Source organism: Fodinibius sp. Rm-B-1B1-1, assembly GCF_038594945.1.
Taxonomy (GTDB): Bacteria; Bacteroidota; Rhodothermia; order Balneolales; family Balneolaceae; genus Fodinibius; species Fodinibius alkaliphilus.
The window spans coordinates 951,668-976,410 of record NZ_JBCFYD010000001.1 but is presented as its reverse complement, the minus strand read 5'-3'; the positions used below and the strand labels follow the sequence as shown (position 1 = coordinate 976,410).

Sequence of the window (24,743 nt, the reverse complement as noted above, 5' to 3'; positions counted from 1 at the left end):
AATTGGTCTCACTAACAATTTTTTAAAAATCAAACTTGAGAGTCATTGTATAACTTCTTAGCAGTGGCGTTCCATAGGTATCCATACCGCCACCAAAGTTTTCTTGTAATGAGGCCCCCTGACCCAAGCTACCTTCTCCAGTGGCCAGTGGATCAACCCCACCGTACTTACTCCATAATGCGATATTACTTCCGGAAAGCGTCAAAGAAGCATTATTGATTCCCAAACTTTCGACCTTTTCCGATGGAATTTGATAGGAGATACTCAAATTTTGCCATCTTATGTAGTCCGCTTTTTCGATTTCGTTAAGCCCATCAAAGGGAGAAAGAGAAACCATCTCATTAACCCAAGTGCGGGCTGCTGATATTCTTTCACTTGTACTACTGTTTGGATTTTTTAACGTAGCTTCCAATTCAGCAGACTTCATAACGTTCCGTCCAATAGCACTATTCACTCTCCTAAAAGCATCGGTTAAGTTATGATGGTAATAATTGCCCGCTGCATACTGAAAGCGAGAACTTATTGTGAAATTTTCAAATAGATTTGCATTAAACCCAAAACTTCCTTCCCAATCAGGAGTTTGCTTACCAAGATAATGATCTAAGTAGGTCGATCCTCCGGGTAACGCTTCGCCATCAGGGCCAGCTACCATGATAGCCGAATTAAATGTACCAGGATCTACTGGACCAGAGAAAAAGTTTTCAAGTTCTGATTGCGTATCAGGGGTACCGTCCTGATTGCTATCAAATGGAAAGTCAATACCCGTTGGTAACTTAGTGCCAAAATAAGAACCCGGTGCATAACCCTCTTTAATAAACATTCTGTCACGAATATAACTTGCGTCAACCTTTATCGGAGGCTCTCCTCCAAGAGAATTAATATTTTCATACAAATAAGCAGCGTTTACAAAAACACTTAAATCAAGTTTTTGACTTTGTATAACATCACTATTCAACCCCAATTCTACTCCCCGGGCTTTGAGCTCTGCAGCATTTGTAAGCTGCGGAGTGGTAAACCCTCCCGATGGTGCAAAGGTTCGGTCGATAAGTGCGTCTTCCACAATTCTATCCCAATAAGTTGCTTCTATTCCTATTCGATCTTCTAATAACCCAAGTTCAAAACCAGCCTCCCATTCTGTAGCTACTTCAGGCTTTAAATCTGGATTGCCCGGATTTCCTGGTAATACCCCAGAACCTTCGGGAGAATTAACCGGAACAAAGGTTGTAAATCTATCAAATGCACCCGGCTGTTGACCTGATTGCCCCCAAGCTGCACGTAATCTTATTGTTGAAACATTATTGATTTCAAAATCAAAAGCATCCGTCGGTAAAAATGATGCTGAAACCTTGGGATAGGTGGCATAATTAAAATCATCCCCAAAAGCACTACTTGCATCTAATCTAACTCCAACTGTAAAATAAACCCAATCGCTATAGTCAATTTGCTCTTGGGCAAATAAACCAGCGTTTACCACTTCTTGGAAACCAGATGTACTGGTTTGAGAAGCAGTCGCACCTAAAACTTCTAATCCTGGACCTGAAAAATTAGTCCCCGTACTGGCAGAGGTATTCTGTTCATCATGGTATCCTTGAAAGCCAGTGACAAATTTCGATTCGATATTTTCCGTGAAATTTGTTGACCAATTCATTTTTGCCTCTAAAGACCAAATCATTTGTTGCCTTGTACCAATAGTTATCTCACCATTTGAAGTAGGAGCTAATCCATCAACAGCATAACCAAATGGCAAATAATTAGTACTTCGCTGATCACGGTAATCTATACCAAACGAAGCATCGATTGTAATATCTTCAGAAGGTAAGTAATCAGCCTGTAGAACAAACCTTCCTTGATTAGACACATCCGTTACTTGTGGATACGTCCCCTCTCTTACTGTTGCAAATAAGGGGATTCCAAAAGTATCATATTCACTTACTTGTCCAACTCGCTCTGGCTTGGCATATCGGGCAGTACTTGTTGGCGTATAAATAGTAATGCCACTTTCATAGATATCAATATTGGAATTTGTGTAAGATGTTTGAGCTCGTATCCGAAACTCATCGGTGGGTATAAAGTTTAAATTTCCACTAAAATAAAACTTTTTATAAATATCACTTGATTGCCCAATATCTCCACCATTAAAATTTGAGGACTGAGGGTTCCAAGGACCATCAGTATGATTATATCGAAGATTAGCAAAATAGGTCATTGACTCTCCGCCACCTTGCACCGAACCTGAGTATTCTTGACCAATCCCAGGACTATACAAGTCAATAAGGTTAACGGGAGTCTCAAATGGTTCATATAAATCAACATTCACCCCCAGGATATCTCTTATATTTTGCTGCTCAGCTGGCGTCTCTGCAAAACCAGCATTTTTCTTAAATCTATCTGGCATTTGATGAACACTGGCTCCTAACTCAATATCAAACTTTGGAGCCGACTGCTCACTTCCTTGTGTCGTAAAAATCTGCATTACCCCTGCATTTGCTTGTGATCCATAAAGAGTTGCAGCAGCTGGACCTTTCAGAATTTCAACTCTTTCTATAGCATCAAAATTTATATTGGATAACCCTGATGGAGAACCTAACCCCCCAGCATCAAATCCCGGAGCAAAACCTCCAGTCCCATTAACTCGAACCCCATCAACATATATCAATGGTTGGTTTGACATTGCCAAACTTGAGGTACCCCGGATTCGTATCTTTGGTTCTTGATCAATCGCACCACTCTGGGTATTAATACTCACTCCAGCAATTTTACCTTGCAAGGCATCCTGTACAGAATTTGAAGAAACATTTTCCACCCCGCTCATATTAACAGAAGAAATAGTGTGACCTAACGATTGGCGTTCCACCTCTCCCCCCGTTCCAGTTACAACAACTTCATCTAAATTCATCGTTGAAGTTCTTAATGTGAAATTGACTCGAACAACTTCATCCGCAGTCACTTCAACTTCTTTTGTTTGGGTACTATACCCGATAAAACGAGCCGTTACTTCTACCACTCCTATGGGCACCGAATTTATACGAAAATTACCCTCTGCATCGGTTGTAGATCCAATACTTTGCCCTTCAACAACCACATTAACTCCAGGCATTGTCGTTCCATTACTTTCCGTAACCTGTCCTTCTATACTTCCTGTTTGTGCCCATCCGATACTTGTAAAACACAAAAGGAAAAATAAAACCAGAGCCGTTTTTATATATGTCCTCATAGTTATATCCCCTTACTTTATTTATCTAAACTCCTTTTGAGATTAGATTATTTTAATTTGACTCGGTATGGTTGTCGAATACAGCCACAAAATCAATATTTATATTGTAAAAGGATGAAAAAATCGCGTGTAGTGGGCAATATTTACAATTCTTTCATTAAAAATAGATGGGTATACTCTCCAATTTTTTATGCTATTACAGCATATCCAATAATTCTCTCCTGTAAGCCTGCTTTAGGGAAGTTTACAAATCAAAGTTGTAGGTTATAATTTCAGGTTACACTCTTATAAAATAGAAAATGGCATAGCATAAAATATGCTATGCCATTAAAAGAGTTACTCACTAAAAAACTCAATACTTTGCGGGTGCCCCTTTAGCAGGCATCGATTCTCTAATAAATTCTCGAATGTGTTCATTCGACGTTTCTAAGTCTTCAGAACGTAAATACATCATATGTCCGCTTCGATACCCTTCAAAACGGAAACGATCCTGCATCTTTCCGCTTGGATCTATATTCCACATGGTATATTTAGCTGAGAAATAATCCGTTGCACCATCGTAATATCCTGATTGAACCATCACCTCCAAGTTTGGATTCTCTGCCATAGCTTGACGAAGCATCTCTCCTGTTTCATTACCTTCTCTATTCCATGGTCGGACTGGTCCTGAAACATAATATTGCAGATCTGTTTTAAAGCCAAGCTGGTCTTGCAGGTAATGATTAATGGCCGGTGTAAAAGAGTGTTTCCAAGAGGAGTATTCAGGAGAATAATCTGGTCGATCACCACCTTGGGTTTTGTCAATTCCTGTATAACGGGAATCGAGTCGGCCTATAGTATATCCCTCATCACGAAGTAGCTCTTTCCAAAATACCGATGCCGGTACCGCAAGATTATAATCAAGAACAAAGTCTTTCGACAACCCAGAATAGCGTGCAATTTGTTGAGCCAGATCTTGTCGACGTTTTTCATCAATAAAACCTCCGTAGGATATTGCCGGCAAGAATTCTTCAATAGTAAATTCTTCTACTTCAGGTAAAATATCTTCCAGTTTCTGACTTTGCAGATCTTGAGGCAGCTGTTCATGATACCAAGCAGCAGCAGTAAAATAGGGTAGTTTTAATACAGAAGAACGCGGGGATGGACCTTCTGGCTCTAAACCTAAACCAGTTGGAGATACCAATACTATTCCATTTAAAAACATCCAGTGCCGACCCTGTAACTGTCCGGCTAAACCAGAAACTCTCGGAGTTCCATAACTTTCCCCAATCAGATATTTAGGTGATTCCCAGCGTTCCTGTCTCGAAATAAAATTATCGATCCAGTCAGCTAAATACTTGAGATCCTCATTAACACCAAAGAACTGTTCTTTTTCACCATCATTGAGAATCCGCGAAAAACCTGTATTAACAGGATTTACATATACAATATCCGCTACATCTAAAATAGAATGCGGATTATCCTCAACTCCATATGGTTGTACAGGATAACCTTCATCACTAATCTTCAAACGTTTGGGACTGGTATATCCCAAATGCATCCATAAGGAACCCGCACCAGGTCCACCGTTGAATGAAACGAAAATTGGACGATTCTCTTTATCCTCTACATCAGTTCGTTCGTAGTAGGTATAAAACAGAGAAGCATCAGGTTTACCATCTTCACCGTAAACGGGCTGGGTGCCTACACTTACACGATAAGGCACTTCCTCACCTTTAATCGTCACATTATCTGTTGAGACAATCGTTGTGTCTGCAGGTAGTTTTCTCTCTTGGGCATAACTTTTTGTGGACATCATTGCCAGAACAAGAAATAAGACTACAAAACAACAATACTCCCAAAAGGTATTTCTTTTTCTTATATCCATATATTCAACAGGTTTATTTTCAATTAGAATTATCTATCAGATAGACTTAGTTATTTGCTATTAGCTTTATTAGTCTATTACATCCCATTTTTAAATTTTACTATAAATACACCTCCCCGTCTTTCCAAAAGCAAGCTGTAGGGTTTTACAATAATTTATAATCTACAAGTAACAAGGGAGATAGTTATTCAAAGCAATTAGGGTTTATGGGCAACCTATGTTTCTCTAACCTTGTGATAAAATCACAATGATTATCATTTACAAAGTTTAACCATAGAACGGTTTGATGATATCCTCAATAATTCATAGTAGTTAGTTATTTATATGTTTAGCCAATTGGAACAGACACACACAAGCCCATAACATGAACACCGACAAAAAGAGTGAGAGTAGTACGGCCTTATTTTCTACCAAATTGGGTTTAATCCTAAGCGTATTGGGAATTGCAGTAGGCACAGGGAATATATGGCGATTCCCCCGTATTGCAGCACAAAACGGTGGTGAAGAAGGAAGTGGCGCTTTTTTAATCGCTTGGCTGTGTTGTCTTTTCTTATTTTCCATCCCCCTTATTATTGCAGAGTACGGGATTGGTAGATATGGGAGAAAAGGGGTAATTGGCTCATTTGTTAAGTTGGTAGGCAAAAAATATGGGTGGATGGGAGGCTTTATAGGCTTCGTTGCTACTGCAATAATGTTCTACTATAGCGTAGTTGCAGGTTGGTCTCTATTCTATTTAGTCGAATCTATCACATCCAGTCTCCCTGAAAACATGCAACAAGCCAATATGATTTGGGAAGGGTTTCAGGGTTCATTCTGGCCTTCTGTTTTTCATGCTATTATGATGGGGTTGGGAGGACTTGTTGTCATAAAAGGCATTTCATCAATAGAACGAATCAATAAAATTCTAATTCCCTCATTACTTTTGGTCGTTGTAATTTCATTAATTCGTGCCGTTACACTTCCAGGTAGTATTCAGGGGTTAGAGTATTTATTTACCCCCGATTGGCAAACACTTTTAGAGCCAAGTCTATGGCTCGAAGCACTAACCCAAAACGCCTGGGATACCGGGGCTGCCTGGGGGCTTATTTTGACATATGGTGCATACATGCGTACCAAGGATGATATTACAATTAGTGCATTTCAAACAGGTATTGGCAATAATATTGTTTCACTTCTTGCTGCCATGACTATTTTCGCAACAGTTTTTGGAACTTTGGGAAGTACGATGAACAATGCTGAAATACTGGAGATAATGAAAACCTCTGGCCCCGCATCAACAGGTCTTACTTTTATGTGGATGCCACAACTTTTTAATGAGATGACATGGGGGAAGTTTTTTTCGATTCTATTTTTCTTAGGCTTGACATTTGCTGCTTTTAGCTCATTGATATCAATGATTGAATTGGCCAGTCGTGTGTTTGTAGATATGGGGTTTCCCCGAAAAACAGCGACAATTTTTATCTGCTTGACCGGCTTTTTTATGGGGTTGCCTTCAGCTTTATCGGTAGATATTCTGGCTAATCAAGATTTTGTTTGGTCTGTTGGGCTAATGGTATCCGGTGCTTTTATGTCTTTTGCTGTTATCCGATTTGGACCAGAACGTTTTAGATCAGAAATTGTAAATAATGGAGAAGAAAAATATACTCTCGGTGGTTGGTGGAAAGTAATTATTAAGTATGTTGTTCCGGTCGAAGTTATCTCGTTACTAATTTGGTGGATTTATTTAAGTATTTCCACCTATGCGCCAAACACTTGGTATAACCCTCTCAGTGCATTCTCTGTTGCTACTATAGTAGTCCAGTGGGGAATAATTATGGGACTTCTCTACTATTATAATGGAACTATTTCTGAAAAGTCTTCCCCTGCTTGATCTATAAAACAGCTGATAGTCTTTGCAAAAAACACACGCACCACAACTATTTCTGAAATAAGGTGGAAGGGACAACCAAATATTTTTCTTCCGCTCCATCTGCCGACATGTAAAATAGGGGGACCTCATAGTACCAAGGAGCACGTAAATGCAAGTATTAATATCCGTTTCCATTATTTCTTATCGAAGACCATACAACATCTGAAATTCAAGCCGTAATACACCAATTTTGTTTTCATCGGTGTACAACTTATAGACTAAGCATGCGTGCAATTCGCGGATAAGACGTTTGTTGAGACAGTACTTTAATATACCTTTCTCAATAATTATCCCCTTCTCTGTAACTAATAATTACTGATGGATCTAATATAACGGCCTTGATATTTTTGCTTTGTAGAAATTTATCTCCATTGTTCTTGAACTATTATCCCCGCCGTATTATAATAAGATTAGAGAATTTTTATATTTGTTAATAACTACGTGCTTTTTAATGGGGTATAAATATAAAGTAGCATCAATATTGTTGTTTGTTAGCCAGTCTGTTAATGAAATCCTATAAGAAGGTACCATTCTGCTAACTGGCAATTTATTAATCATAATCGTCACAGTGGAGCTAAAAAGTTGGTACTATCATGGGACAATCATACCAAATACTACTAATTGAGGATGACGACGAGGATGTAAAACAGATAAAGGCGGAACTCAATAAGGTAGATTCTGATATCCAACTGCAGGTAATATCCACAAAACAAGAGCTGATCAACTGTCTTAAAGAAGCTCCTCCCCAACTCATTATTTGTGATTATGACTTGCACAACATCACCGGTATTGAGGCCCTTACTTATGTACAAGAAAACAGTCCCAATCTTCCATTTATTTTAGTATCAGAATCTATTGGTGAAGATAAAGCCGTAGATGCTATGTTAAAGGGGGCTTCAGACTACGTAATGAAAAACGACCTCAGCCGATTATGCCCTGCTATTATCAGAGAAATTACCAACTATGAAGAACACAAGGCTCAACAATCGAGGTTTGAGGAAACACAAAGTCGATACGAATCGCTCATCCAGTCGGTAAATGGTATTGTATGGGAAGCTGATGCTGATACTTTTGCATTTCAATATATAAGCCCACAAGCTAATGACATACTGGGTTACTCTCCTGAAGAGTGGCTAAACACATCTGACTTTTGGCAAAATCACATTCATCCCGAAGACCGCGAAGAAGCTACCAAGTTTTGCCACCATCAAACAAAGCAGGGGAACGATCATTCTTTTGAATACCGGATGCTTAGCTCTAATAATGAGATAGTCTGGATCAGAGATTACGTGTCCGTAATTTATGAGGACGGCCAGCCCAGCCAGTTGCGTGGATTAATGGTTGATATTTCAAAAGAAAAACAAACCGAGTTTCAACGCGATAAAGCATATGAAATTGCTGATATTGGTCATTGGGAACTTGACCTAATCCACGATAATCTCTTCTGGTCGGATGCTGTTAAAAGCCTGCATGAAGTTGATCAAAATTTTGAACTTGATTTAGAGACGGCTCTTGACTTCTATAAGGAAGATGACCATCGGCGAAAAATAACTAACGCTATAGAACAAGCAATAGAAACCGGTACCCCCTTTGATGTTGAGCTCAAGATAATAACGGCAGGTGGGAATGAACGCTGGGTTCGCGCCGTTGGCGAACCTGAATTCCGCAATGGAACTTGTGTTCGTATTTATGGGAGCACGCAAGATATTACTGCGCGTAAAGAAGTAGAAAGAAAGCTTCGCGATGTTGTTGAACACAGCACCAATATGTTCTATCGCCATGATACAAATCACGTGCTTAGCTATGTAAGTCCACAGTCAAAAGATTTTTTAGGATACCCCCCCGAAGAAGCCAAACAGAAATGGACGGAGTTTGCTACCGATCATCCTATTAATAAAAAGGGATTCGAATATACACAACAGGCTATCTACACAGGTCAAACACAACCACCATTTGAACTCCAGCTTCAGAAAAAGGATGGAGACATCATCTGGGTTCTTGTCAACGAGGCTCCAATTGTAGAAGGCGGAGAAACCGTAGCCATTGTAGGTTCTTTAACTGACATCACTGACCAAAAGGAATACGAAAAGAAGATCAAAGAAACCAACAAGAAACTGAAGGCTGCCCAAAATATTGCCAAACTTGGCTATTGGAAGCTTGACCTACAAACAGATGAGGTCTACTGGTCTAAACAAGCCTATGATATATGGGAGATCAACCCGAATCAACCCATTGATATGGATGTTATTCTTACACATATGCATCCCAATGACAGGGATGCTTTCATCAAAGAAAATGAAAAAACATTAACTAATCATCAGCCCCTAAATTTTCAACACCGCATATTGCTACCTGGCAAATCGTATAAATGGGTAGAGGTGATGGGGACAATTGAAACTGCTTCCGATGGTACCCCTATTTCGCTTGAAGGTACAGTGCAAGATATCACCGAGAAAAAAGAACTGGAGCTACTCCTTAATCAAACAAATCGGTTGGCCCGCGTTGGCAGCTGGGAGATTGACCTAACCAAAGATAAGTCTAAACAAGTATTCTGGTCGGAAATGACCCGCGAAATTTTAGAGGTTAAACCAGATTATAATCCAACCCTCGAAAAAGCTATTAAATTCTATGAGCCCAACAGCCGGAAGCGTATTCAAAAATCTATCGACAAAGCCATTAACGAGGGTATTGCTTTCGATCTCGAGCTCTTGGTCAAAACCGCTACAGGTAATAAACGATGGGTTCGCAGTATTGGACAACCAGAGTTTATAGACGGAGAATGTGTACGTATCTATGGCAGCTACCAGGATATCCATGACCGAAAGACTTCGGAGCTGGAGCTTGAACGACGCAACGAATTTATTGAAACTACCCTTAATAACCTTCCTATCGGTATCGCCGTTAACCAAATTGATAATGGAAAAAAAGTTTTGATGAACCCACAGTTTAGCAAAATATACGGCTGGCCTGAGAAGGTTTTAAATGACAAGGATACGTTCTTTGAAAAAGTATATCCGGACGGAGAATACCGAGAGCAAATAAAGGATCAGATACTCACTGATATTCAAAGTGGTGATCCAGAACGAATGCAGTGGTCTAACATCAAAATCACAACACAGAATGGTGACCAGCGGATCGTTAACAGTAAAAATATTCCCCTGCCTGATCAAAACCTGATGATTTCGACTGTTGTTGATGTAACCGCTGAAAAAGAGGCGGAACGGGAAAAAATACAAATACTGGAACGCATTGATGATGCCTTTTTTGCTCTCGATGAGAATTGGGTTGTAACCTACTGGAATAATAAGGCAGAAGAACTTTTAGAAATGCCTCGTGAACAAATATTGGGTGAAAACCTATGGGAGATTTATGATGATGCGATAACCCTCGATTTTTACCCAAAATATCATAAAGCACTAACAGAACAAGTTACCGTTCAATTTGAGGAACATTACCCACCGCTCGACAAATGGTTCGAGGTAAATGCCTACCCTTCCGAAACAGGCTTATCGGTATATTTCAGAGATATTACGGAACAAAAAAAATCGCATGCACGACTCCTACAACTCAACCAAGAGTTAGAAGATCATGCCGAAGAACTGGCCGCCGCTAATAAGGAGCTGGAGCAATTTGCATACGTAGCTTCTCACGATCTGCAAGAACCTCTTCGCATGGTATCAAGCTTCTTAAAACGTCTCGAGAAGAAATATGCCCATAAACTTGATGATACAGCACAACAGTATATTGACTTTGCCGTAGATGGGTCTCAACGCATGAGACGTATTATTTTAGATTTGCTTAATTACTCCCGTATTGACCAAAATGATCACAAAAAGCAGGAAGTAAATCTCAATAAGCTGATTGACGAAATCAAAAAATTAGAACACACTCGCTTACAAGAAAAAAGTGCTATCATACACTGTGATGACTTACCCACCATCGAAGCAGCTCAAACTCCTATTCAGCAAGTTTTCCAAAATCTACTTAACAATGCCATAAAGTATACTAAAGAAGATACCACTCCAGAGGTCCATATCTCGTGCGAAGAACACAACAACTATTGGAAATTTTCAATAACCGACAACGGTATTGGCATTAAAAAAGAGTTTCAAGATAAAATCTTTACTATTTTCCAACGCCTCCATACCCAGGAAGAATATGCAGGAACAGGCATTGGATTGGCCATATCCCGAAAAATTGTAGAAAAACACGGTGGGGAAATATGGGTAGATTCTAAAGAAGGTGAAGGCAGTACTTTTTACTTTACCATTCGCAAATACTAACTTGCTAAAAACTATCAAAAGAGTGATGAGCATAATTTCCCGGATTAATTATTAAGTGCTATTTCTATGAACCCCATACATATATTATTAGTCGAAGACAACGAAGGTGATATTGTTCTCACAACCGAAGCGCTGGAAGAAGGTAAAATTGCCAACTCAATTTCTATTGTAAGAGATGGTTGGGAGGCTATTCAATATTTAGAACAAAACGAGGGCTACGAAAATGCTGAACAGCCAGACTTAATATTACTGGATATTAATCTTCCAAAGGTTAATGGTCATGAAGTACTAAAACACATCAAAGAAAGTGATGAGCTTAAACAAATTCCGGTTATCATGCTTACCACTTCTTCCGATCAAGTTGATATCGAAAAAGCATATGATAACCACAGCAATTGCTATATCACCAAGCCGGTTGATGTTGATAATTTTATAGAAGTAATATCAACTATTGAAGATTTTTGGATTTCCATTGTACAACTTCCTCCAAAAGTTAAGTAACTTCGTTTAATTATGGCTCCATTGGATAAAGGTACTAAAATCTTAGTCATTGAGGATAACAAAGGGGATTTTGTCCTTATCCAGGAATACCTGATGGAAGAATCATCGGGTACTGAAATTGATCGTGTCTCTACCTTTGCTGAGGCTAAAGAATCTATCCAAAATGACACCTCCTATGATATTATTCTGCTTGATCTTACCCTGCCGGATGCAAGTGGTGAAACGCTGGTACGTGATATTGTTAGCCTTTCAGGCGATATACCCGTTATCGTTTTAACTGGATACGAGAATAAGGAGTTTAGTTTAAAAACATTAAGTATGGGGGTCGCCGATTACCTCCTTAAAGATGAACTGAATTCTTTTCTGCTCTCAAAAAGCATTTCGTATAGCATTGAACGAAATCGTATTAATAAATCACTTCGGGAATCTGAAAAACAATATCGCGATCTTTTTGAGTTAAGCCCTCAACCTAAATTCGTATACGATATTAAGACACTCAATATTTTGGATGTCAACCGGCGGGCTATTGATCATTATGGATATAGCCGAAAAGAATTTTTATCAATGACTATCAGGGATATACGCCCCAAAGAAGAAATTCCTGACTTAGAAGAAACGCTTGAAAAGTCACTACAAACCAAAGGTATTTTTGAAAGTGGCGTACACACTCATCAGAAAAAAAATGGCGCCCGAATTAAAGTAAACATTAAAAGCACTTTTATAACTTTTAAGGGTCAAGAAGCCCGAATAGTTGTTGCTGATGATGTGACAGATCGTCTTAAAACAGAAAGGCAGCTTGCCCTCAGCGAACAACGGTTTAAGTCTCTGGTCCAAAATGGAGGTGACCTCATTGCCATCCTTGATCGAGAGGCAAACTTTACTTACTTATCGCAAACCTATGTAAATGTCTTAGGTATGCATCCCGAAGACTATATTGGAGTAAACGCCTACCAGTTTGTCCATCCAGATGACAGGGCACGTATACAAGAACATGTTAAAAATCTTGATAAAAATGATCGCGTTGAAGTTGCCCCCTACCGGTTTAAAAATGCTGACGGGGAGTGGCGCTGGGTAGAGACAACCTACACAAGTATGTTCGATAATCCCGCGGTAGAAGGATTTGTGGCCAACTCTCGTGATGTTACGGAAAAAATTGAACGAAAACAGAAGTTACAGGACAGCCTTGAGCTGTATGAATATGTGACCAAGGCTACTGATGATGTCGTTTATGACTGGGATATTAAAAAAGATACTTTTGAATGGGACGACAGCTTCCACGAAAAATTTATCTTAGACATCAATGAAGATGCCTATTCGATCAAAGACTGGGCAGATCATGTCCATCCCGATGACCTTCAAAAAACACAGGAAAGCTTAAACAATTTTTTAAGCTCTGATCGATCGAAATGGGAACAGGAGTACCGGTTCAAAAAAAATGACGGCTCGTATGCCACGGTTTTTGAACGTGGATTTGTTATCCGAGATCATAGTGGTAATGCTATTCGTATGATTGGATCACTTCAGGATATTACGGAGCGGAAAAAATATGAAGAGAAACTGGAGGAGTTAGCTTTAGTAGCCTCAAAAACTACAGATGTCATCTTTATGACAGATCCCAATGAACGAATAACTTGGGTGAACGATGCCTTTGAAAAAATGACCGGTTATCATTTTGATGAAGTTATTGGTAAATCACCAGGAAATATTCTTACAGGGCCAGAGAACCAGGAGCAAACCCTAAGCCGTATTTCTAAGGCATTTAAAAACAAAAAACCACTACAAGAAGTCGTTCTCAATTATTCCAAAACGGGTGATAAATATTGGTTTGACCTAACGCTTGACCCCATTTTTGATAACAATGGTGATTGCGATGGATTTATTGCCATACAAAAAGATGTTACCGAACAAATTGAACGTCAGCGTGAACTTAGTGAAAGTGTAGAACGGTACGAAATTGTTTCAAAAGCTACCAGCGACACAATCTGGGACTTGGACCTTGACAAAGACACCATTGAATACAATCAGAATATTTATGCCATGTTTGGCTACGAAAAACAAGAGGTGGAAGAAATTGGGCAATGGTGGCGTGATAAATTGCATCCTGATGATCGCCAACAGGTATTAGATACTCTTGAGAAAGCTATTGAAAATGGCACCGAACGTCTTCAGTTAAAATACCGCTTTGAAGCAGCCGATGGAACGTATAAACATATTTACGACCGTGCATTTGTTGTCTCAGATAAAAATAATAATGCTATTCGAGTTATCGGGGCCATGCAGGATGTAACCCAGCAACGTGAAGAGCAAAAATGGCTTCAATTGTTTGAATCAGCTGTTGCCAGCACAAAAGAATCAATTGCCATTCTTGAGGCACAACCAAGTGACTTGCCAGGCCGTGAAATTCTGTATGTAAACGATGCTTTTGCAAATATGACTGGCTATCCCAAAGACCAAGCAAAGGGAAAAACACTCAAAATATTAACTGGTCCTAAAACAAGCACAGAGGAACAAAACAAACTGGTACAACATATGGACCGTTGGGAGTCTTACGAAGCAGAATTGATTAACTACAAAAAAAGTGGTGAAGAGTTCTGGGTTCGAATTTCAATGACTCCCGTAAAGGGACCAAACCAAACACACTATTGGGTCTGTGTGGGCAGGGATATAACTGAGCAAAAGAAACATGAAAATGAACTTCGTGAATCGCTCAAAGAAAAAGAAACCTTGCTGCTTGAAATTCACCACCGTGTTAAAAACAATTTAGCAGTTATTTCGGGCATGATACAGCTCCAAGCATACGAGACAGAAAATAAAAAATTTAGCGAACAATTATTCGATAGCGTTGCCCGTATTCAAACCATGGGCTCTATTCATGAACTATTATATCAGTCAGAAAGCTTTTCAAGGCTTAACTTTGATGAAAATATTCAAAAATTGGTCAGTGAAATATCTAACACATTCCAAACGGATTTCGACCTTACGGTAGATTATAACCTGCAATCTGTTGACCTGAATATTAATCAAGCCATCCCTTGCTCTTTAATTATTAACGAGGTTATTACCAATATCTTAAAACATGCTTTTGAGGAAGGAGATGATGGTAAAATGACGGTCTCTGTCCGTGAAAAAAGCCAAGAAGTTATAGTAACAGTAAAAGATAATGGGAAAGGATTGCCATCTAATTTTAATACAATGATGACAAATAAAACCTTAGGACTTAAATTGATTGATACCCTTGCTCAACAGTTAGATGCAGACTACGCTTATAATTCTCTGAGTAATGGTACAAAGTTCAGCCTGTCCTTTCAAAAATCTGAGCCCAAAGGTATTGGTAGCTCCCATTTAATGTAATGAACCAAGCTCCCATTACATTACTTCATTGATGTTTCCTCAAGAGTAACCACACGGGTATACTTATTCTGCTTAACAGCACCTGCCGCTGCCATCTTTGCATAAGTCTCTGCTTGACAATCATACTGCATATGAATATTCCCATTTAAATCTATATTAATAGTATCGTCACTATCAGTATGACCTACCAATACCGAACCATTAATTGTTGGCGTTCCATTTCCATCGAAATTGTACGCATTTTCAAAAACAACAAGTCCATTCCATTCAAAATTACCGGCAACTTCCAGTGTTGCCCCATCGTCCCCCTCGTATTCCATATTCCCATTATCTCGTATTACCAAAATCCCATAGCCTTCCTTTTGCTTACCAGTAAGTTTCAGAGTACCATCTTCTACAAAAAATACTCCAGGATTATCTGCGGTGCCAAGCGTATCATCTGTATTGCCAGATAGTTTTTGCACACCATCTGTATTTGCTAATCTTTCAATAAGTTCATCCGTTGGCTCATATGATAAATCATTGTCTGTAGCCACCTTGGGATCACCTTCTATATCAATATCATTCGTTTCTGATTGGACATTATCTTCCAGGTTTTCATTCAGCACTGAAATAGCTGGCTTACTCTGATCACCATCCTCACAAGCCGATGGCGAATTCCCACTTAAACTGGCACTTCCATCAGTGCTAATTGTAAAGTTATCCGTAGCAATAGAAAGCGATGATTTAAACTTTGGCACCAAGTTACTAAAGGGCGCTACTTCGTACACACTTTCTACGTTGGCCTGATACTTGTCATCATAAGTAGCCTGGGAAACCAAGCGCACTCTATCCTCTTCGAAATAGGGATTAGTTTCCCAGTCGCTATTCAAAAACTCTATTGAAAACACAATATCTGCATCATTGACCTTGGATGATGTCCACGAATTGTTACTATTTTTATCATCCACATACTGCTGGTCCATATTTTCGATGCCCTTGTCATTAATTTCCTGCATAACTATTTGAATAGCAGTATGTGATGCATTTAGCGCTTGCGTTTTTTGGGCATACTCAACCGTTTTTTGGGTCAAAAGTTTACCCTGTCCTGATGTTCCTATTGCTACAATTCCGAACGAAACCAACAGCCCGGCACAAATAATTAACATTGCTCTACCCATAACAATACCTTTTATGAATTAAATGTTTTCTAAATTTGGCGGTGAAAATCGCTTCTCCCATATTGTACGCACATACCTTCCATTGCCGCTGGTATTTTGATAAACCTTTCCTGAGCTCTGCAGTTCTAATTTTATATATAGCTGACGCACATCAGACCTTTCTGATGATGACAACGGCGTGGCCATATATTCGCTTATCTTTTTACCATATTCATCAAAATATCTTATTTCAAAATTGGCCACTCCCAACCGTATGGGCGTTTGCTCAATATCACCAGTGTCGAGGTGTTCTACCGTACGCATCAACACAAACGTATTAGGATTGCCATTATCTAACGAGGTATCTGTAAATTCCCAGGTTATACGCTCTACATCACTATTGGGATTGGCATCCGTATCATCAATATTACTTTGAAACTGAATTTTATCGCTTTCAGCAACTTCCAAAATAGTCGCTGTCTTCCCCCCCTTATTATATCCCATTTTTTGAATGTCATGGGTCAATATCTCCTGGACCCCCTTGGCTTTTTCACGAGTTGTTTGGGTCAACGTTAATGCGGTAGAACTCTGTGAGACGGACATATTTAGCGCAAGAATCCCAATCAACAAGATACCACCGATAATATAACTGGTAATTAATCCCATGTTCATAATATCACCTCGCTAATCAGCGTAATAATTACGAATAAATTCCAACTTATAATTGGTAGGATTCCCAGAGTTATTTCTATTCAAAAATTTACTGGTGATATGCACTCGTAATTTTTTAAACGTGGTTTGGGTACCCGTAGAATCAAAATCAGTTTCATCCACATAAAATACTTCGGCCCTGATGTTAAATTCGCCCTGCTCAGTTGTAATAGTATCCTCCCATCCGTTATAGTCATCAAAGTCATCAAATTCATGGCGTTTAATATCATTATCACTATTCTCATCGTCATTTGCTTCGGGTCCTAAATCAGATGACGTAGCAAAATTTCCGGGAATATCTGCTGGTGGGGCAGTTGCCTCAACACTCACTTCATCAAATTCCTGAGTACGCGCTTCTTCGATCACATCTTGAGCTAACGCTATCACCTCTTCCTCTAATTCACCCTCCACCTGCATGTACGTATTTCGTTGGATCATACTGGTGGCACTGAGCAGAATTAGTGAAAAAATCACCATTGCTCCAATTGTCTGGAAAACTTCACCGTAACCTATCATAAGCCCTAATCCCTATTTACATTTTTAACATTAAAAAAAATTAATGCTTCGTCAAAAATCTATCACTCATTCTAATATTTCTCTTTTAATATATAGAGTCCGTTGAGTGAAAATGATTTCACTCAACGGACTAGAAAAGTATGCGATTATATATTCACAGCACGAACTGCCATGTATAACTATTAATTTTCAGAAACCGTTATCGTGCCAAGTTCATTTGTTTCACCTACCGTTACTTCAACGTCTTCAACATTTTCGGTGGCAAATGATTCGTTGGTAGGATCTACGGATACCGTGTAGGTACCTTCCTCAAGTCCAATTAATTTAAACTCACCGTTAGATGTATCTGCTTTTGTTGACGAAAGCGTGTCTTCACCAGCTATAGCATATACAAAAGGATTCGCTTCAATCGGCTCAACCACTCCTGCAATATTTCCGGTTACCGCTTGATTAGTTGCCTTAATTACCGGTTTTAGCAAATAATCTTCACCAGATTGCTGATTTCCTCTTACTACCACAGAACGGGCTGCATCAAAATCCAACAATAAGGTATAGGTAATATCTGGCTCTATCTCTGCATTGACGTTAAGCTTTACGCCAGTCTGCTCTCCACTGGGGACAAACATATCATGCTCCTGACCGTCAATAACCACACTGTGACCGTCACTACTTAAAATAAGTCGTATTTGTTCATAGGTACCAGCAGGGAGCTCCGCAGATCCCAGTACTTCGGTGGCCCCATTAGTAAGCTCTAACAAATCATAACTTTGCTGGGGACTATTAACTTCTACCCATCCCTCTTCATTATCGCTATTATTTACTTCAACGCTTTCTATAAAAACGTTTACCTCATCGTAGTCTGCCGGGGCATCATGCATTAAAACTTCCATCGTTCCCGTATCTCCATCAGCATTCGTCCCGCTATTACATCCCATAAAAACCACACTTACTGCTAATAACAGTACAAATGGTATGTTTCGTATCTTTCCTGTCGTCATAATAATCACCTGTAGATTTATTATTGGTGTTAAATTAGAACATATGACGACCGAGATGCTGAATGGTTACTGACTTTTTTCAAATTTATTTTATTCCCCTTGATGCACGGGGTAAATCATACTGCCAATAACAATAGGAAGAGTATTTATCACAACGTTCCATTGTTGCCCGTGCCCCTATTACCATTATTGCCTCTTCCGGGATTATCTTCCATTCCTTTTGGGATATTTCCTGGCGGTCCCCCTCCGATATTTCCATCAAACAGATTTCGCAAGATATCTTGAGCCGGTGTTCCACGTTGCAATTGATTTGCTATTCCCTCAACAATATTTGCGGCAGGAATTTGACTTCGTTTTTGAGCCATATTTAAGGCCATTGGCAATTTCTGGAATTCTGCCGCCTCGAAACCGCCCTTCAAAGCCCGGATAACAAATGACCGAGTAAGCTGAGGCTGATCCTGCATAGGTAAATCCGGCAATATATCCATCGCTGAAATGATATTGGATGGCGTAGTCTTAGACATCACAGATTTGTCTCCTATATCAGATAGCAGCTGGCTAACTTCATCCGGAGAAATATTTTGATTTATCGCCCTGGAGGACGATTCTACCATCCGGTTTCGAACACTATTAGGCCCAGCGCGATGGTCTTCTGCCTCTACCATTTTTTTGACTCCAGGATTTTCCAGCCAAGGATCCACAACGCCAGCTGCCTGACGTGTAGCATTAGCCATACTATTTATATAAGGCACAATCTGTGCATCGGGCACTCCTTTTGATAATCCTTCGAGTGCTTTTTGCAAGACATGATTAGCTGGTAGATTATCCTCTGCAAGTGCTACAGCAGGTTCAATAATTGCTATCAACTGCTCATTCGTGAGTCCTCGAGATTCTTTACGAACCTTGAGATCATCGATGATAGATTGTTCAATACCAGCCTTTTTCGCTCGCTCCTGCAAGGTATTCAAATCACCGGCTTGCCCAAGTGCACTATCTGTGACACTCAAACTAATGCAGACAAATAACAAAACTGTAAGAACGTTTATATGTTGTTTAAAATCCTTCATAATATTCATTTCACTTTTATTATTGAACCAGTAACAGTGCATTTTGCCCGCCAAAACCATCGTCAACGGTGTACGTGCCTTCTGCAAAGTCAATCCAGTTTTCTTCTCCCTGCTCTATCTTTAGAATTTTATATTCATACGAGCCCGGCGGTAATTCTATACTTGCCCGATAAAAATCCTTTTCTACATTCACCAGTGGTATACCCGGGCGGTTCCAGTTATTAAAATCTCCGACTACATATAGGCGACCATCTCCAGAGTATTTAATTTCCACCTGCTGTTTGTTGTTACTGTTGGAATTCCAATCCGGCGAAGCTTTCCCTTTATTTTTCCGGGATTTCGGCTGCAGCGATAATCGTATTCCTCCTGAAATCTGTACATCATTAATATTTTGGTCGGTAGTAGTAGCGTTATAGCGCAGCCCTTGGGCATGTACAAATGCTGTTATCCTTTTATTTACAGGCACACTACCTTCTACACCCAGTTTGAATATTCGATTTGTTTCGCGTATTGTTTCCGTCGTTTCTTGGGGGCCACCGCCTACAGGTGGAAACCCACCCCCACCGCCCGTCGTTACCGTTTGTTCATTCTGATATTGTTCAAGCCCCATTTTCACTCTTATTTTTGCCCCTTCCCGGAATAACCGACTAAGTGCAATAAATGAGCTAAATCCCTCTTGGATGGCTGGGAAAGCGTCCATATTGCCATATAAGCCTGACGAAAACTTCCAGTTAAAACTTGGCCATGTCTCAAACTCAATGGCATACAGCTCAGATCGATCACTAACCGTGGTTGAAACACTATCAACCATATAATCTTGATACGATCGAAAGTTGGATCCCGCTTTCAGTTTCAACTGACTAAAGGGAGTAACCGACCAAACCAACTTGGGTTGAATCCATCCCATACTGCGACTAAAAGATGAATTAAAATGGCTTCCGCCTCCTTCAACCCCAACACTAAACGATGGCGTTATTTTTCGACGATAGCTCACAAGACCAAGTCCCCCTTTCCAGGTACCGCTCCCTTCAAATAATGGCTCAACAACTGCTAAGCCTGTCAGATCCAGAATATTTTGGTCATCGATCCACGACGTTTGTACAATCCCTGATAGAACTCCATATCCCACATTTTGAGAACGATCCCATTCTCCATAGTAGGGATTCAAATAAGTGTTCGTAGAATATCCCAATCGAGAGTCTACAGAAAACACGGTATCCCACTCCTGAGCTAACAATTCATTTGATATAGAAAGTAGTAAAATCACAGTAACAAGAACTATCCTCATAAGTAGATAACTGCATTTTTATTCCCAAAACCATCATCTCGCTGAACAGGAGCCATTGGATCAGTAACCCATTGTTCACCATCTTTTACAAACATATAGCGATGTTCTCCCCGCTTCATGGCAATTAATCCTGTCCAAACTTTTTCGCCGTTCACCTCTTGCTTGTCAAGCGGTATAGGATTCCACCCGTTAAAATCACCTGCGACTTCTACAGATTGGGCATTCTCATCTATATAAACAAAGCGTACCCACACACGGTCTTCTGTCTGCGATACTTGTTGGATCGACTCTCCGTACCTCTCACTTTCTTGCTGATCCTCAATTGGCATACCCAAATACATGGGTACTATTAATGCAAAAACCAGTACCACAAACATAGCTACACCATATACCGGGCGCCAGGTTATCGGCTGGGGAATCCACCAAGATTGGAGCCACTTTTTAAATGATCGTAACCTGTTTTTACTCTTTTCTGATTCATCAGCTTGTTCAATACTGTGCATAACCTGATCAGTAAACCCCTCAGGAACTGCTACCGATTCATCCTCATCCCAATTGCTAACCACACTCCTCATTTTTCTTTCAAATGTGATAAGCTCTCGCATTTCGGGATCTTCGGCAATAATATGAAGGGCCTCCCGCTCTTCTTCTCCGGAAAGCTCTCCATCCAGATATTTTTGTAGTAGTTTTTCGTTATCCATAGTCATTATATGCTGATATTATAGTCCTTCATATAACCCTGTAATTCCTTCCGGGCTCTGTGCACACGCACTTTTAGAGCCCCTTCCTTTGCATCTAATCGCTTGGCCATTGCCTTATAGCTCATATTGTCACGATATTTCATCAAAAAAGCCTCAGCGTAGATGGGAGTAATTGTTGCAAGCGCTTGTTCTAACATAACTTTCTGTTCTTGCGACTCAATCTCCTCATCGGGCTGTTCCTCTACCTTCATTTTAGATTCCAGTTCCCCCGTTTCCATCTCACTAAATTCTTTATTTGAGCGACGGATGTTTTTCGCATAATCCAAACAATGATTCTGAGCCAACCGGTAAAGCCACGAAGAAAATTTGGATTTCATGTTAAATGAGTCCAACCGTTCATAGGCTTTTACAAAAATCTGTTGAGCCAACTCTTCTCTATCATCTTGCCTATCAACAAACTTGTTAACAATACTAAATACCATGGGGGCATATTTGTCGACCAGTTTTCTATATAGTTCGCGCTGCCCATTTAATATGTCACTGATTATTTCAAATTCCTTTTCCTTAAACTCATCCATGTACCATACCCTATGAACACAAAATCACTTCGATGCCTTAACCTTACTCAATTATATGACGACCGAAATGAATAATAGTTACTAAATTATTTTCAGGGTTATAATTTAGTATCCTAATCCACCAAAGTGAACACCTATACTTAACCACTTATTAGATCCTTTATTTATAACAATCCTTACTTACCACCTATTAATCTGCCCTCTTATTTGAAATGTAGTACATTTGAAGTTTGTAAATTACATTGTACCCTATTCAAAATTCTGTATTTTAGAACAGCAAATTTTAAGCATTAATAAAATATTATGACGCAAGAAGAAATTAACAATGGTAATCGCCTGATCGAAAAATTTATGGGATCAACGATTAAGATAGATCAGGATGATGTGAAAGACATCCCCTTGGCTTTTCTTCAAGTTGAAGACATGAAGTTCCACCTTGCGTGGAAATGGCTGATGCCAGTTGTCATTAAAATAGAGGATGATCTCGGCTACTCGGTGCTCATCAAAGACAAAGCCTGTATGGTTGTTGTCGATGACGATACTACATTCGAATATGAAGCGGAAACTAAAATGGAAGCCGTTTGGCGTGCTATTATCGATTTTTTGGATTGGCATCAAAATCAATGATCGAATGCTTTTTACCTGATAAGCCCTAAACGTTTTGGTTTAGGGCTTATCATCTTGGGATTTAATTGCCTTTAATTCATCTTGAATAACCTGATCCTAAATTCCTTCTAACAGTTCTGATATGAAAAAAAATGCTTTTGTCACAGGTGGCACTGGCTTTATTGGAATTAATTTGATCAAACAACTGGTCTCAAGAGAATGGAATGTTACAGCACTTCATCGTCCAACATCTGATCTTTCGTATTTAAAGAAACTACCTGTTGATTTAGCAGAAGGATCTATTACAAACTTATCTTCAGTACACAAGGCCATCCCATCCAATACCGACGTCATTTTTCACTTGGCTGGAGATACAAATATGTGGTCGCAACATAACGACCGGCAAACTAAAATAAACGTTACTGGAACAGAAAATATGGTTCAAGCTGCGGTGGATAAAAATGTTCGAACTTTTATCCATACGTCGAGCGTTTCGGCCTGGGGAAAAACCGATGGAACCATATCGGAGGAAACGCCTCAACAGGGGGATACATCTTGGGTTAATTATGAGCGAACAAAATGGCTCGCGGAGCGAAAAGTATTAGAAGCTCGAAACCATGGAATCAAGGTAGTGATTATGAACCCTGCTATGGTGGTAGGACCTTATGACGACAGCAATTGGGGACGACTATTTTTTGCATTACGTGATGATAATCTACCAGGTGTTACTCGTGGCAACATGAGTGTAGCCCATGTTGAAGAGGTAGCAAAAGCACATATTGCAGCCGTGGAACATGGTGTTGATGGGGACCGATATATCCTTGGTGGGAAACATTGTGAGTTTGTAAGATTTATTTCAATCATTCGAGAAGTTTCTGACTTTTCTTCTGATCCCCAGATTGTTCCAACGCCCCTTTTGAAACTAATTGCTTACATTCAAGCTGGTATTGCCTATTTCACCGGGAATGAACCGGCCCTTACGCCTGAACTTGCCAGACTTATGACCCGCAATGTAAAATACTGCAGTAAAAAAGCTAAGCAGGCATTAGATTATGACATTCCGCCCGTTGAAAAATCAATAAAAGATTGCTACAACTGGCTCAGAGAAACAGAACGCTTATAACAACTTTTTTACATAAACGCTCGCTGCGCTTCAAAATAGTCTTTGAAGTTTCCCGTATCATATCGATTGACTCCTTTGGGTAAAGGAGTCCCTAATACTTGCTTTCCATCTTGCAACCATTGCCGAATTGCCGGAGTTAATTGGAGCTCTCCATTATCATCTTTAGGTATCTTTTTTAAAACATTAAAAATATCAGCATCAAACACATATCGGCATGCCGATGCCCATGGGTGTTCAATATATTCTGTAGGTTTTTCAATAATATCTGACAACACCACATGTTTATCATTTCTAATTTTTTGGTCTTCACACCATGTTACGACTCCTCGTTTTGAAACCTCTTCCTGGTCTATGGGATAAATTGCCAAGGCCCCAAACACATTAGGCTGACTCTTTAACGATATCAAATTCTTTACAACTCTTGATTTTAGAATGCCCTTTAGTGGAGTATCGGAAAAGGCCACTACAAAACTATCTTGCTTTATAAAAGGTTCTGCATTAAGGATGGCTCCCCCCGGTCCAGAAAACGTATCATCATAAATGAAATGAATACTATTATTGTTTTTAAAATATTCAATGATCATTTCATCATCCGAATTAATGATTACTGCAACATCAGTGATCCCAGCCGATTTTAATTCCTCCACGATGTATTCTAAAACAGGTTTCTCCCCAAGTGGAATCATCGCCTTTGATAAATAGTTTGTGAGTGGCTGCATTCGCTCGCCTTTTCCCGCTGCAGGAATTATCGCCTTGGTAACCTTTGACATTTCTGACCCTTACTTTGATTCTTTGGTGTTGCTGCTTAATAGCTAATCTCTACAATAATAACTCTTCGACAGAACGTTAAATATTTTGCTTAAAAACCCTTATTTTTGGAGACTCTCAAGT

At 39.6% G+C, this 24,743-nt stretch carries 17 protein-coding genes; 6 read left to right on the top strand and 11 right to left on the bottom strand.

Annotated elements, in window-relative coordinates:
- Positions 1–22: 22 nt before the first annotated feature.
- Both AAFH98_RS04455 and AAFH98_RS04450 read right to left on the bottom strand, forming a co-directional pair.
- The gene (locus AAFH98_RS04455) at positions 23–3,214 is read right to left on the bottom strand and encodes a SusC/RagA family TonB-linked outer membrane protein (protein WP_342521480.1); all 3,192 of its coding nucleotides are present in this window, start codon (positions 3,212–3,214) and stop codon (positions 23–25) included.
- 352 nt (positions 3,215–3,566) lie between these two features.
- On the bottom strand, positions 3,567–5,081 hold the full coding sequence (locus AAFH98_RS04450) for a S10 family peptidase (protein ID WP_342521479.1): 1,515 nt from the start codon (positions 5,079–5,081) through the stop codon (positions 3,567–3,569).
- Between the two features lie 364 nt (positions 5,082–5,445).
- Here AAFH98_RS04450 and AAFH98_RS04445 point away from each other — a divergent pair, with 364 nt between their 5' ends.
- From AAFH98_RS04445 to AAFH98_RS04430, 4 genes are all read left to right on the top strand, one after another.
- Positions 5,446–6,951 carry a sodium-dependent transporter gene (locus tag AAFH98_RS04445; protein ID WP_342521478.1) on the top strand — a complete coding sequence of 502 codons (1,506 nt, stop codon included), beginning with the start codon at positions 5,446–5,448 and terminating at the stop codon, positions 6,949–6,951.
- A 632-nt stretch (positions 6,952–7,583) separates the two neighbouring features.
- Positions 7,584–11,273 carry a PAS domain-containing protein gene (locus AAFH98_RS04440; protein WP_342521477.1) on the top strand — a complete coding sequence of 1,230 codons (3,690 nt, stop codon included), beginning with the start codon at positions 7,584–7,586 and terminating at the stop codon, positions 11,271–11,273.
- A gap of 66 nt (positions 11,274–11,339) precedes the next feature.
- On the top strand, positions 11,340–11,774 hold the full coding sequence (locus AAFH98_RS04435) for a response regulator (RefSeq protein ID WP_342521475.1): 435 nt from the start codon (positions 11,340–11,342) through the stop codon (positions 11,772–11,774).
- A 12-nt stretch (positions 11,775–11,786) separates the two neighbouring features.
- On the top strand, positions 11,787–15,125 hold the full coding sequence (locus tag AAFH98_RS04430) for a PAS domain S-box protein (RefSeq protein ID WP_342521474.1): 3,339 nt from the start codon (positions 11,787–11,789) through the stop codon (positions 15,123–15,125).
- Between the two features lie 20 nt (positions 15,126–15,145).
- On the opposite strand, the gene AAFH98_RS04425 is transcribed toward AAFH98_RS04430, so the two are convergent.
- The 8 genes from AAFH98_RS04425 to AAFH98_RS04390 all read right to left on the bottom strand — a co-directional run bounded on the left by AAFH98_RS04425 (position 15,146) and on the right by AAFH98_RS04390 (position 22,123).
- Positions 15,146–16,285, bottom strand: coding sequence for a hypothetical protein (locus AAFH98_RS04425; RefSeq protein WP_342521473.1), 1,140 nt, complete (start codon positions 16,283–16,285; stop codon positions 15,146–15,148).
- Between the two features lie 18 nt (positions 16,286–16,303).
- Positions 16,304–16,936, bottom strand: a complete 633-nt coding sequence (locus AAFH98_RS04420) for a hypothetical protein (RefSeq protein WP_342521472.1) — start codon at positions 16,934–16,936, stop codon at positions 16,304–16,306.
- A 12-nt stretch (positions 16,937–16,948) separates the two neighbouring features.
- Positions 16,949–17,491 (bottom strand): type IV pilus modification PilV family protein, encoded by a 543-nt coding sequence (locus AAFH98_RS04415; protein WP_342521471.1) that lies wholly within the window; start codon positions 17,489–17,491, stop codon positions 16,949–16,951.
- Between the two features lie 182 nt (positions 17,492–17,673).
- Positions 17,674–18,489, bottom strand: coding sequence for a DUF4382 domain-containing protein (locus AAFH98_RS04410; RefSeq protein WP_342521470.1), 816 nt, complete (start codon positions 18,487–18,489; stop codon positions 17,674–17,676).
- 149 nt (positions 18,490–18,638) lie between these two features.
- Entirely contained in the window at positions 18,639–19,556 is a 918-nt protein-coding gene (locus tag AAFH98_RS04405; protein WP_342521469.1) for a hypothetical protein, read from the bottom strand.
- 19 nt (positions 19,557–19,575) lie between these two features.
- Entirely contained in the window at positions 19,576–20,844 is a 1,269-nt protein-coding gene (locus tag AAFH98_RS04400) for a glycogen-binding domain-containing protein (protein ID WP_342521468.1), read from the bottom strand.
- Entirely contained in the window at positions 20,841–21,545 is a 705-nt protein-coding gene (locus tag AAFH98_RS04395; RefSeq protein WP_342521466.1) for a hypothetical protein, read from the bottom strand. The genes AAFH98_RS04400 and AAFH98_RS04395 overlap by 4 nt, the downstream gene beginning before the upstream one ends.
- A gap of 5 nt (positions 21,546–21,550) precedes the next feature.
- The gene (locus AAFH98_RS04390; RefSeq protein ID WP_342521465.1) at positions 21,551–22,123 is read right to left on the bottom strand and encodes an RNA polymerase sigma factor; all 573 of its coding nucleotides are present in this window, start codon (positions 22,121–22,123) and stop codon (positions 21,551–21,553) included.
- A gap of 303 nt (positions 22,124–22,426) precedes the next feature.
- On the opposite strand from AAFH98_RS04390, the gene AAFH98_RS04385 reads away from it, so the two are divergent.
- Together AAFH98_RS04385 and AAFH98_RS04380 are read left to right on the top strand one after the other, a co-directional pair.
- Positions 22,427–22,750 carry a hypothetical protein gene (locus AAFH98_RS04385; RefSeq protein ID WP_342521464.1) on the top strand — a complete coding sequence of 108 codons (324 nt, stop codon included), beginning with the start codon at positions 22,427–22,429 and terminating at the stop codon, positions 22,748–22,750.
- Positions 22,751–22,871: 121 nt separating this feature from the next.
- On the top strand, positions 22,872–23,852 hold the full coding sequence (locus tag AAFH98_RS04380) for an NAD-dependent epimerase/dehydratase family protein (RefSeq protein ID WP_342521462.1): 981 nt from the start codon (positions 22,872–22,874) through the stop codon (positions 23,850–23,852).
- A gap of 8 nt (positions 23,853–23,860) precedes the next feature.
- Here the strand turns inward: AAFH98_RS04380 and AAFH98_RS04375 are convergent, their stop codons facing one another.
- Positions 23,861–24,622 (bottom strand): sugar phosphate nucleotidyltransferase, encoded by a 762-nt coding sequence (locus AAFH98_RS04375; protein WP_342521461.1) that lies wholly within the window; start codon positions 24,620–24,622, stop codon positions 23,861–23,863.
- Between the last annotated feature and the right edge of the window lie 121 nt (positions 24,623–24,743).